The 13,176-nt window shown below is 33.0% G+C and carries 6 protein-coding genes; all 6 read right to left on the bottom strand.

From position 1 onward, the window contains the following. Window positions 1-105: 105 nt before the first annotated feature. A complete protein-coding gene (locus ACFPTQ_RS05980; RefSeq protein ID WP_379775096.1) occupies window positions 106-1,677 on the bottom strand; it encodes an MFS transporter in 1,572 nt (523 codons plus the stop codon). 368 nt (window positions 1,678-2,045) lie between these two features. Then, entirely contained in the window at window positions 2,046-6,080 is a 4,035-nt protein-coding gene (locus ACFPTQ_RS05975; RefSeq protein ID WP_379775093.1) for a two-component regulator propeller domain-containing protein, read from the bottom strand. 23 nt (window positions 6,081-6,103) lie between these two features. Beyond that, window positions 6,104-7,939 (bottom strand): metallophosphoesterase, encoded by a 1,836-nt coding sequence (locus ACFPTQ_RS05970; protein WP_379775090.1) that lies wholly within the window; start codon window positions 7,937-7,939, stop codon window positions 6,104-6,106. Between the two features lie 17 nt (window positions 7,940-7,956). Further along, window positions 7,957-10,920, bottom strand: coding sequence for a glycosyl hydrolase 115 family protein (locus ACFPTQ_RS05965; RefSeq protein ID WP_379775087.1), 2,964 nt, complete (start codon window positions 10,918-10,920; stop codon window positions 7,957-7,959). A 3-nt stretch (window positions 10,921-10,923) separates the two neighbouring features. Beyond that, a complete protein-coding gene (locus tag ACFPTQ_RS05960) occupies window positions 10,924-11,973 on the bottom strand; it encodes a phosphatidylinositol-specific phospholipase C1-like protein (protein WP_379775084.1) in 1,050 nt (349 codons plus the stop codon). A 59-nt stretch (window positions 11,974-12,032) separates the two neighbouring features. Further along, window positions 12,033-13,175 (bottom strand): acyltransferase family protein, encoded by a 1,143-nt coding sequence (locus ACFPTQ_RS05955; RefSeq protein ID WP_379775081.1) that lies wholly within the window; start codon window positions 13,173-13,175, stop codon window positions 12,033-12,035. Window position 13,176: the final 1 nt, after the last annotated feature.

Genomic DNA, 13,176 nt, shown 5'->3' with positions numbered 1-13,176 from the left:
AAGATATTAATTTTGTTTAAAGTTACTTTATACCAATTGAATTTTTATGCATAAAGTAGTAAAAAAGAAAAGTTCTCTTGAATTTAACAAGAGAACTCTATTTTATTATAAATCAGTAATTGGCGAATATTTAGGTACTAATGATTTCATAACCACCCACCCCACTAAATAACATACTGCACAAATTGAAAAAATAATCAAATAGCCTGAATTTATACCATCAAAAACTGTTTGACCTGAAGCGCTAAGCTTACTCAAAAACTCACCAATATTAGCCACTTCATTTTCTTTCAAAAATACTTTTTCAGCTTCTGGATTTAAAAATTGAGGGTATTTTTCTAGTAACGGTACTCCATTAATCTCACTCCAGTTACGTTGAGTAAAATCAAACAAAACACCAGAACCTTTATTAATTAAAGTAGAACCTAATCCCCCTGCTAAACCACCAATACCTGTGATAGTAGCAATGGCTTTTTTAGGAAACATATCACCCACCGTTGTAAAAATATTAGCCGACCAAGCCTGATGAGCAGCGCCAGCAATCCCAATAATTATTACAGGCACCCAGTAACTTACATAACCAAGAGGTTGCGCTAATAAAGCTAATAACGGGAAGAAAGCAAAAATTAACATTGATCTCATTCTCCCCTCGTATGGGTTCATTCCTTTTTTCTCTACAAAGTATGTTGGTAACCATCCTCCAATAATAGAAAGCAAAGTGATAACATACAAAACAAATAATGGAAAGGCCGCAGCTGTAGAATCCATACCATATACCGATTTCAAATAAGCTGGAGTCCAAAATAAGAAAAACCACCAAACGCCATCTGTCATGAATTTTCCAAAGGCAAAAGCCCAAGTTTGATTGTATTTAAAACAATCTTTCAATGCGACTTTGGTATCCGTTTCTGGCACATAACCTTCTATTTTACTATCAGCAACAATATCTTGCTGGATATATTCTAATTCGGCGGTATTCACTTTTGAATGTTTTTCTGGTTTGTCATACATAAAAATCCAAAATCCCATCCACACAAAACCTAAAGCTCCAATGATAATAAACGCCATTTCCCATCCAAAAGCTTCTGCAATAAAAGGGATTGTAATAGGTGCTGCCAATGCTCCTACAGTTGCCCCTGCATTGAAAATACTAGTTGCAAAAGCCCTGTCTTTTTTAGGAAAATATTCAGCTGTTGTTTTAATTGCAGCAGGAAAATTTCCAGCCTCTCCAACAGCCAATACAAAACGTGCGAAAATAAACAGGGTCACACTCACATTTATTACTAAAGCCGTGTCATTAATTCCTTCAATCACCTCTTTAGCACCCCCAAAACCTACAAACCAATTTCCAGTAATAATTCCTGAAGTTGCAATACCAGCAAAAGCATGTAAACAAGCTCCAATAGACCAAACACCTATAGCCCAAAGAAACCCTTTTTTAGTATCCATCCAATCTACAAACTTACCTGCAAATAATAAAGAGACCGCATAAAATATGGAAAACAAGGCCGTAATATTTCCATAATCGTTATTGGTCCAATGAAATTCTGGAGAAATAAAATCACTCCAAGTCAAAGACAACACTTGTCTATCTAAATAATTTATGGTAGTTGCAAAAAACAACAACGAACATATGGTCCAACGATAGTTTCCAACTGTTTTGTTTGTCTGACTCATAATTGTAATAAGGTATTAATGTTGTTAATATTTGATTCGATTTTCCAAAATGATTTACTGTTAAAATGTATGCACAAACCAAAACAGCAATAAACCTAAAACAAACCAGTTTCAATTCGCTGTAAATCAAAAATTGTAATCGATTACACAAATATAGATATTAAAACTATGTTCGCAAATAATTAGTAGTAATTTTTTAAAAAAACAGTTTAAAATTAACATATTTAGTAAAAAATCAAAACATAAATTATACATCCGCTAATATATAAATTACATAGTTGAAGAACTAGAATTATTTTAAATAAAACAAATAATTCTATATTGTTAAGGAAAAATGAAAAATTTAGAGCTATTAGAAAAAATAAAACCTACTTGATCAATCGGCTTGGAGAATAGCCAAATTGTTTTTTGAAGCATCTACTAAAATATAGCGGATCATTAAAACCAACTTGATCGGCAACTTCCGAAACATTGTGGGTTTTGGTTTTTAACAAATGAGCTGCCTTTTTCAAACGAATAGTTCGAATAAACTCGTTAGGTGACAAATCTGTCAATTGTTTAATTTTTCGGTATAATTTAGAAGAACTCATCCCTAATTCTGAACAAAGGGTAGTAGCAGTAAGCTCTGGGTCACTAATGTTTTTCTCAATCAGATTTGTTAAATCATTAATAAAATCAACATCGAGTTGGGAATGAGTCAAAGTAGAAGCATCGGATTCTATTTCACCAGAAAACTTTTGTTTTAACTCCATTCGGGTTTTGATAATATTATCAATTCGGGTTTTTAAAACAGCTGGATCAAAAGGCTTAGACATATACTCATCTACCCCAAGATTGTATCCTTTAATCTTGTTTTCGTTTTCAGACAGAGCCGTTAGCATTATCAAAGCTGTATGACTAATATTTTCATCACCTTTTAAAGCTTCAACAAACTGAAAACCACCCATAACAGGCATCATAGCATCCACCACACAAAGAGCTGGTTTAATTTTACGACAAAGATTCAAACCTTCATCACCATTTTCTGCTTGGTATACTTTATAGTAGGAAGACAAATAATCAACAATAAAAAGTCGAAGTTCTGGATTATCTTCAATAACCAAAATATTCTGTTTCAACTCAGTACTTTGAGTTGGTTTTACAATTTTAGTTTCATCTAAAACATAAGCCTGCTCTGGTTCCTTGTATTCAATATCAAAAACCTCACTTTTCTTATAACTTTCTTTATCAATAGGTAATTCAAGTGTAAACACACTTCCTCTTCCTGGTGCGCTTTTGAGTTTTAAATGACCTCTATGAATATCAACTAAAGAGACCACAAGTGACAATCCAATTCCTGAACCAGTATTATTTTTTTTGGTACTCTTGACTTGATAAAATCTTGAAAAGATTTTTTGTTGACTTTCTAATGGAATCCCTACTCCATCATCGCTCACTTCAACAATCAACGTACGGATTCCTTTTTCCTCTTTTACACCTAAATACAAATCAACATTTCCGTAATTATTGGTGAATTTTAAGGCGTTTGACAACAGATTATAAAGAATTTTATGGTATTTATCGGTATCAATCCATGCATCGATAATTTCCTCTTCACAATTGAAGTTGAAATTAATGTCTTTTTCTAATGCCAACTGGCTAAAAGAATTAAACACAGTCTCTGTATTAGCGACAATCTCTGTTTTAGATACTTTTAATTTCAATTTACCCGACTCGGCTTTTCTAAAATCTAAAATCTGATTTACTAACAACAAGAGTCTATTCGCATTTTGATAAATTAAATGGAGTTTATTTTTATCATATTCTAAACTCTCATCTTGTTCCAATAATTGTTTAGCCGGTCCTAAGATCAACGTCAAAGGCGTTCTTAACTCATGAGAAATATTCGTAAAAAATTGTAATTTCTCATTAGACAATCGCTCATCACTATCTCTTCGAACACGCTCTAGCATAAGTGCTTGTCTTAATTTAATTCTTGACCTAATTTCTTTTCGAATGTAATAAGATGAAATAGCAAGTATTAAAACTACTAAAAGAAAGATTTTAGTAGTGGTCCAAAAAGGAGATAAAACAGTAATTTTATAAGAGGACGTTTTACTCCAAATTCCATCACTGTTACGTGCTCTAATTTTAAATATATATTCATCAGGGTTTAAATTCGTATATTGAATTGTTCTGGAGTCACTATTGGTTGTAATCCAGTTTTTATCAAAACCTTCAAGCATATACTCAAACTTATTAAGTCGTTGATTAGTATAGGACGGGGAAGAGAACTGTACCGAAAAATTCCGATTCTCATAATTGAGTTCAATCTCTTTGTTGATATTAATATCTTTACTAAATGGAATTTGCCCATTGATTTCTACACCTGGGAAAATTTCTTTATTTTGTACTTTAAATTCCGTGATTATTGGTATAGGAGATACTTTATTCTCATTAATATTATCCGTTGAGAAATAAATAATACCATTTCTACCTCCAATAAAAATGGTCGAATTATTCAAGCAATAAAACCCTTTAGAATTAAAAACATCTAATCGATTTCCGCTATCGACATAATAAACATTTATTTTTTTAGATTTTTTCTTGTAGCGAATTAAACTGTTATTATTTACATTTAACCATAAGAAACCATCACTATCCATCTCTAAATCAGTGATCCATTTACCATGAAGTTCCTTTGGATCTAAAACGGCGTTAAAGTCATCTTTGGATGCATTATATATAGCCAATCCTTTTACAGTAGCCACCCAAACATCATTGTTTGTATCCACCAAAACATCGCTAACATTATTGGATGGTAATCCAGACTTTTCGTTGCCTTTAGCCAAATAAACTTTAAGCTTTTTAGACTTTAAATTATACTTTGCCACCCCTGTTTCAGTGGCAAACCACAAATTATTTAAACGATCTAACTTTATTTTATTAATTTGACCATCGGGTAATAAAACTCCTTTAGGTACTTTTATTTTTAATGTTTTGGTATCTAAAAACACAGCTCCTTCTCCAAAAGAACCAACAACAACCGTATTTGAATCTATCACCAAAAAAGAAATAAGAGGTGATTTTCTTATTCCTATATCAACTATTTGAGTACTATTTGAAACATAATTATAAACTAATATTTTACCATTCCACAACCCACAATAAAAAGTCTTACCATCATTGGAATAAATACTAGCAATATCTTCATTTCTATTTAATAATGGTACATATGTTTTAGCTTTTGAAATAAAAAGTCCGTTATATCTAGTGGCTACAATTAAATTACCATCATATGTCTTAGCAAATCCTCTTATATTAGGTTTCTGATTATCATTGTGCAAGGAAATATCCTTATTAATTTTAAATTGATTTCCATATGGATCATATTTATCCAAACCATCTTCAGTTCCTACCCATAATACCCCCGACTTATCAAAACAAAGTGAATTAACAATATTCCCTACAATTGAATTTTCATCGGTAAGTTTTGAAAAATATCTTTGGAAATTTCCAACAGCAATGTCTTCTAATTGATTACAAACCAAAAGTCCACCTAGCGTACCCACCCAATATTTCCCATCAGGTGCTTTTGCGATAGAAATAAAGTAAGGACCTAATTTATTTCTTAAATTACTATCTTTTATATAGAGATTTTCAAAAGAATTATTGACCTTGTTCAATTTATAAAGACCTTCTCTAGTTCCAACAAAAATATCAGATTTAGCATCTTCATATATAAAATCGACATACGGATTTTTTTGAGTAGAATTTGGAATAGACAAGGTATAAGTAAGAATCTTCAAGATTTCGCCCTTAGCACCTAAGATAACTTTAGCAACTGAACCTTTACCAAAACTACCTATCCAAATATTCCCTTTGGAATCTTCAAAAATTTCTTTGACGTATTCAAAATTCTTTAAATTTATTTTAGAAAATTTTTCTGTTTTTTGATCATAGACAGAAACACCTGCGGTCATTGTTCCTACCCAAACTCTTTTGAATTTATCTACTAAAACCGAACGTATTTCGTCCTCTGGGATGCTATTAGAATCTTTCTTATTATGAAAGAAAGTAGTAAACACATTGGTATTCATTTTTAGTCGGGTAAGTCCTTTCCTAGTACCTATCCACAACTCATTAGTAGCTTCATCTAATTCTAAAACGGTTATATCATCATTATAAATTTTATTGAGTCCTAATTCTGAACTCATAAAAGGCTTGAACTGATATCCATCAAATCGGTTTAAACCAAAAAAAGTTCCAAACCACATAAACCCATTTTTATCCTGTACAATATGTCTAACCGAATTGTAAGAAAGACCATTACTCTCATTATAATGTTCAAATTTTATATTTTGCCCTATGACTTGAGGCAAAGAAATTAAAAGAATGAAAACTATAAGAAACTTAGATTTCATGGTGTTAGTAGATTTATACAAATTTAATTTTGGATTATATTTCTATTCAAATTTAGGATAAAATTATCGGATGGCATTCCATTTTGAAAACTTTTAAAGATGGAGCAAAACTCATAAAAAGAATCCTCTTTTTTTGTAGGATTTGTCAGTTTGGAATAACAGTCTAAATAGGAATCAATGATAATACGATACTGATTTAATCTATTTTTACCAATATCTTTAAATGCTAATTCATCTGCCGAATACAAACGATGAAAATCGACAATCATATCAAATCCTGTCCAATTTTCGTCACTATATTTTTTAGCCTTTGCGCTAGATACTTTTGCAAATGCAAATAAATCCTTTGCAGAAGAATGGACTAAAAAATTCTTAAAATCTGCTGGCCAATCATTTTTAAGAAAACGGGAGCGAACTAATTCTTTAAGATGCCAATTTGTGTATTCGCGATACGTTTTAGCCTCTAAAATACCGCTATCCCAAATATCAGGATCATTACTACTTTTCAAATAAGCATACTCTTGTTCGTATAAAGGAAAAAGTGTTTTAAAATTAGGAACCGAATCTATCGTGACGGTCTCAATTTGCATCTTCTTTTTATTTTTTACATTCAAAATTTTATAGCCAGGAATATAAGCGGCTAAGGATGGTATTTGAATATTCACGAGTGCCTTTCCGTTATCATACTTCCTAAAACCAGTATCATTGATATGCATATGTCCCGCAAAATGAAGTTGGACTCCTGCTCTTGCAAAAATTTCACTTACTTCTTCACTAGGAATACGATGCAATTGCATTTTATCCTCTCCAAATAATTTTCGCATCATCCCCGATGCATCATCTGTAAAATCTACCATTGGATAATGACTAAAAGCTATCAAAGTTTTATTCCTCTTTTTAGCCTCTACCACAACTTTACTCACCCAATCAATTACATGTTTTTTATGAGTCAAAACTTGATTATAACCAACACCTGGACTATTGAAATTGGCCGATTTTTCTGGATGCGATTGAGCAGCTTCTTTAGGAACATATACATTTCCATCAATGGCTAATAGCCAAATTCCTTGTTCTACTTCAACCAAATAACTCAAGTCGGGAATAGTCGTTTGATAAGGTGGAATCAGGTAATTTCTTTTATTGATGGATGCAAATTGAGAAGCCTTTTCATAATTATAGGTTTCTGGAGTATAGCTAGTAAAAGGGGTTTCCCAATAGAAATCAGATGGATTAGGATAAAAACCAAAATCTCGCATTTCTGCCAAAACTTCAGAATAACCCATAGTTCCAATATCTTTTGTAATCACCGCAGGAAGTTCATCCGATTTTTTAGGAACATACATCCCTTCCTTGCTCATAATCACTTGATTTTTTCCGTCTTTACCTAAAAAATCGGTTTTTCCAGAATCAGTCAAATAAGGTTTAGCAACATCATGATTCCCAGTTGTAATAATAAATCGGATTCCGTATTTTTTAGAATAGTCATCCAATATTTTTCGCATACCTTTAATATTTAAAGGCTGTCCATCGTCACTAAAATCTCCAGGAAGAACGACGGTTTTTATATTTCGTTTCACCACATCGTCCAATGCAGCCAAGAAAGCAAAATAATTTTCATTGAACAATCGCGTAGACTGTAACTGCGATTTCATAGTACGCAACAAGGTATATTTTCCGTCATACGGATTTTGAATCCCTTTATAATCCGAATCAGAAAAAGTCCCGTAAATATCTAATAAATGAACATCCGATAAAAATGCAATTTGAGTGTTTTTAGCTGGGAATTGATGTAATGAATTACAAGAAACAACAGCTAAAATAACAAAAACAAGAACAAATACCTTTTTAAAACAGTTCATTAGTTTATTTTCAAATTTTACATTTTAGTTTCCGGAGGAAAAGCATACGAATCTTTCCAACCTCCTAGATCAATTAATATACGATCAATCATTACACCTGGATCTACCATCCAAACCCTCAATTTATGTTTTCCAGCCTTATTGATAATCTGTGAGGCCGATTTTACTGTGGCATTTTTTAGTGCGTTTTGCAACCATTCTTCACTTCGTCCAAAAGTTTGGAAATCTAATACAACTGGTTCAGCATCATCAATAGCTACAGCGCATCTTACCCCTCTTCCTTGATAAAAAGCATGGGTAGGAATGGCTTGTACTTTTACACTAGCCTGTCCAAAATTAAAACTATAAAATTCATATTCCATTACAGGACTATTATTTTTTATATCTTGAATTGTAAGCTGTGAATCGGCCGTTCTAGGCAAACCCACACTTACTTTTCCAGCATAACCAAGACCTTCAAAGATTTCCCATTTAGCTGCTGCACCTTCTTTTTTATTCGAATAATTCGCTGCATCAATCGATATATAGCCTTTGTCTTCCACAAAACCCTTGTAATTTTCTAAAATTTCTAGTTTTGGATTAAAGGCCGAAACACCTATGGTAATTAAAGTATCCTTACTCACAAAATCAATAGCCGAATTGACTTTATAACTAGGCGGAATCAACTGATAATCATGACCTAAAGGCGCTTCTTTTTTATTTTCTCCTTTCGGTACTTTATTCCAGTCAATGCTTACCCAAATGCGTTGCTGGCTATTTTTATGATTGTCTAAAATTCCTTTTTGATGCGAAATCTTAATCCAATCCGCTTTAGGTTTTACTTCCCAAGATACTTCGCCTTCGCCTTTCATAAAAACATCAATATAATACTGATTGTTCACATAGGCATTAAAAACAGGAAGTACATCCGAATACGAATTCTCTGTTTTATGGTTTACTACCATTTCATAACTTTCCAATGCCAATTTCAATTCTGCTTTCTTAGCACTCACAGGAATTCTTGCGGTAGTTGGTTCAAAAACTGGTAAATGACGAGGTGCCATACTCATCATATTTTTCCACTTACCATTTACTAATTCATTGTTAAAATAGTACGTTTCTTTTTCAATACGTTTAAAAGCTTCGGTTGATTTTTGGGCAAAAAAGGTGGCGCTGCTTCTACCTTGTTCGGCAACAAACTTGTTTTTATAGAAATACAACCATTTATGATTTAAACTCGCAGCCCCAACAACAGGATAAGTAACTAATTCATAAAAAGCATTCTGGCGATTAGACGGAATTCTATTTTTCAATTTTTCTACCGTATCTATCAATTGTTGATAGGCTTCTATCCTTTTAGTCACCTCATCACCATAGTGAATTTGCGTAAGCGTTGTTGGCTTAGGTTTGGTTTCTGGTTCCACTTGATTCCAAGCCATAAACTCAGGACGGCGCTGAAATGCCAAATGATAATATTGAAAAAATAAATCGGCTATTTGAGTAGCATTTTGAGTTCCAAATTCTCTGGAAGCCCAATTTTGCATATGTGTTTTAACACTTTGACTTTTAGCAAAAGGAGTCATATCCCAAGCCATATCCAAGAATAATTCGATATTGTATTCATGGGGTTTGATATCGCCGCAATTTAAAATCCATAAATCTCTTGACTGGAACTCGTATGCTTTTTCCATTTCCTCCCATAGCAAAACAGGATTAGTCGAATTCAACCACAAATAATCATGTGGACGCCCCCAATACGACGTATGGTAATAAATTCCAGCACCTCCCGAACGTTTTTGTTCTTTTGGATTACTCAACTGACGGATGTATCCATAATTATCATCGGTCCAAACCAATTGCACATCTTCAGGAAGTTTTAGTCCTTTTTGATAATAATCTAAAACCTCTTTATAGGGAATAAAAGCTTGCGGAATAGTATTAGGTTCTTTTCCGGTTTCTTTTTTCAAAATAGCCCTTTGGTCGGTAATAACCTGTTCCAATAATTTGACCTGCGAGTCAGAATCATCTTCACCAACAATCATTGGCGAATCATGTTCACCACGCATCCCTACTGTATAAATATTTTCAAAAGGAGCCGTTTCTTTCGCTCTTTTTCTAAAGAAGTTTTTAATAACTCCAGAATTAGTATCGTAACGGTATTCACCCATCGTTTTGTGATCCCATTCGGCGTTAATATTACTCAACATTGGTTCTGCATGCGAGGTCCCTACTACAATAGCATAATCATCGGCAACTTGTTTATTTTTAGGAAAAGAATAAAAGGCTTTAGTGCATTTGTGCATGGCTGGCCAAATAGTATTGGCTCTCAAACGCAACAACAATTCAAAGACTTTTGCATAGGTTTTAGGACCAATATCTCCTGTTTCTGGTTCGAAAGTTTTAGCAGCCCAAGGTTGCAAACCCCAATCTTCATCATTCAAAAATACACCTCTAAACTTTACTGAAGGCGAACCATAAACCTTAGTCTCCACCTTTACCACCAAATTATCTTTTTTATCAGGCGTCACATCAGCCCACCATTCCCAAGGGGAAACCCCAATCATTCTGGAAATTTCCAGTAAGCCATAAGCCGTTGCTCTACGATCAGAACCAACGATAACCAAGGCTTTTTTAATATCCTTAGTTGGATTTTCTACCAATTGGATTTTATACGTTTCCCATTTTCCTTTTACATCCGTAATGGAAATTTTTTGTTTGGATACCAAAACATCTATCCACTTACTTTGCCCAATAGTTCCCGCCATAATAGCGATTCCTGAACTATTTTTGCCAATAATCAACTGCTTATTACTCACAGCAAAAATATCATCGGAAAGCATTTTAGCAGCAATATGAACCACTTTTGGCTCTTTAGCTTCTACGTGAATACTTGCTTTTTGATGGCTGGAGACAATAATAAAATCCTTAGTCTGGGCTTTGATTCCAAAAGCCAAAAACAATGTATAAATGAGGAAAACTGTGGGGAATTTATTTTTAAACATGGTTTATTTTTTTATTCTTTCAAATTGATTTGAATCAAAACTTACTTTATAAGTGGATTTAAAAAGAGTAGATGGTATATAATAATCAGTAGAAATCACCTGAGCTCCTGAAGCTTTTGCTTTTTCAAATTTAGTATAATCATTAGTTCGTGCCTCATTTGTACCATCATCAGCCCGAGTACGAACCATATACCCTTTGGCTACTAATTCTTGAATGTAATTAAAATCTTTTATCGGATTATTTACAATTCTGAAAGCGGCTTCCGGAGTACCTTCTTTAGCATTTACAAATAATACTCTGTTTTTCAAACTAGGATGACCATAGACATAGCGATTAATCTTTGTTTCATTTTCATCTAAAACAAAAAGTATACGCCCTTTAACTTCTTCTAAATCTGGCCAACCCTCCTTTATTACAGCTTCTTCCAAGCTAGCAAATTCTCCCCTTACCAAATCAGGTGTTATCAATTGCGAATCATCAAAAACTGAACGAATCTCAATATCAATACTTTCCAAAGCTTCTTTTGTAAAAGGCAAAGGCTCTGTTAAATTACGATTATTATCATCCTTAGCATTGATCAATATAAAAATAGGCAAATGATTCTGATGCGCATCCGACCACTTTTTTATCGCCTGTAATCCTTCTTTAAATACTAAATAATGACTTCTATAATCAATATCTTGAATATGAAACATTTTCAATCCAGGTTGTGCTAATTTGTTTTCTGCGTCAAACTCTAATGGTTTTAGACCTAAGGCTTTTATAATAGCCAATCCTTTAGGATTTGAATAATGCCCTCCCTTGGGGTCAAACAATACATCAAGCTCTAGATTTCGAAGACCTAAATCCAATTGTGCTTCAATTGGAATATGTGTGTATTGCAAAGATTTTGCTGTTGCAGAATCTTTTGCATATAAAAATTTCCAAAGCGACTGTTCAATGGCTATTTTATAAGAATTGTGACTCCCTATAACTTGAATAGCATTCATTTTTATAGTATCATCTTTCTTCTGTCCAAAAGAAAAAAATCCAAATAATGATAGTAAGAACAAGCTCAGAATTTTAATTTTCGAAATCATAGACTTGTATTCAATTCTGAAATTGAAACTAATTAAATTTTAATATAAATACGTTTTTTATCAAGCCACCAGCCCATGCCCCAGCAAACTAACATGAATAAGATTGCCGTTACAAAGGAACCAAAACTCCCTGGTAAAATAGTTTGAATTATATTTTCACTAAACCATTCAAAAGAATCTTGTTCATTATTCACAGGAATAAGTCTTAAAAGAATATAAAAAAGTTCAGAAAACAAATAGATAAACATCGGATTCTTTCCAAATATGGTACAAAATTCTACACCAAAAGTCTTTTGCTTTAATTCTATAAAATAGATTAATACAGCCATGATACACAAATCAATCCCAACTGTATACAACACAAAAGACCCGGTCCATAATTTTTTACTTATCGGTAAAATTAAATCCCACCAACGACCTAGCGCCATCAATAAGAATCCAACTATCAAAAGCTTACCAATACCTTCATAGGTTTTTCCAATTTTTCGAATAAAAGCACCAGCTAAAAAACCAACAATTACATTAACAATAGAAGGTAGTGTACTCAAAATTCCCTCTGGGTCAAAAGGAATGCTGTCTCTTTTATAAATATGTCCATTTCCTAAAATTGACAAATCAAAACGAGTAACTGCATTTGTTGCCATTTCTAATTCGGCTCCTGATTGTCCAAACAAATACAGAATGGCCCAATAGGATAATAATAAAAATACGGATACAACAACCACCAGTTTCTCAGACAAATAATACAGCATAACAGAAGCAGCCAAATAGCATAAACCTATGCGCTGTAACACCCCCATTATTCTTGTTTCGGAAATAGGTTTGAATTCCCAAACACCATCTACCCCCTCACGTACAAATGGAAACCAATACATTAAATACCCTAATAAGAAAATAATAAAAGAACGTTTAAGTACCTTTTTCCAAAATAATGCAGTATCCATTTCTTTCATTTTTCCCATAGAAAAACTCATTGCATTTCCCATAGCAAATAAGAAAGAAGGAAAAACTAAATCGGCTAGGGTAAATCCAAACCAATTAGCATGCACCAAATAAGGATAAAGGTGGGCTCCCGTTCCCGGAGTATTGACCACAATCATTAAACATATCGTAAGCCCTCTAAACACATCAAGTGAGAGAAAACGATTGGAATTTTGGTTAGAAATTGTTTCCATA

Source organism: Flavobacterium sp. GCM10022190, from assembly GCF_042656445.1.
GTDB classification, from domain to species: domain Bacteria; phylum Bacteroidota; class Bacteroidia; order Flavobacteriales; family Flavobacteriaceae; genus Flavobacterium; species Flavobacterium nitratireducens.
Note: the sequence above shows the minus strand (reverse complement) of the source record. Positions and strands in the feature narration are given on the sequence as shown.

Bases quoted from the DNA above. Each gene is read 5' to 3' on its own strand.
- ACFPTQ_RS05980 (WP_379775096.1), bottom strand. From the start codon at position 1,677: ATGAGTCAGACAAACAAAACAGTTGGAAACTATCGTTGGACCATATGT.
- ACFPTQ_RS05975 (WP_379775093.1), bottom strand. From the start codon at position 6,080: ATGAAATCTAAGTTTCTTATAGTTTTCATTCTTTTAATTTCTTTGCCT.
- ACFPTQ_RS05970 (WP_379775090.1), bottom strand. From the start codon at position 7,939: ATGAACTGTTTTAAAAAGGTATTTGTTCTTGTTTTTGTTATTTTAGCT.
- ACFPTQ_RS05965 (WP_379775087.1), bottom strand. From the start codon at position 10,920: ATGTTTAAAAATAAATTCCCCACAGTTTTCCTCATTTATACATTGTTT.
- ACFPTQ_RS05955 (WP_379775081.1), bottom strand. From the start codon at position 13,175: ATGGAAACAATTTCTAACCAAAATTCCAATCGTTTTCTCTCACTTGAT.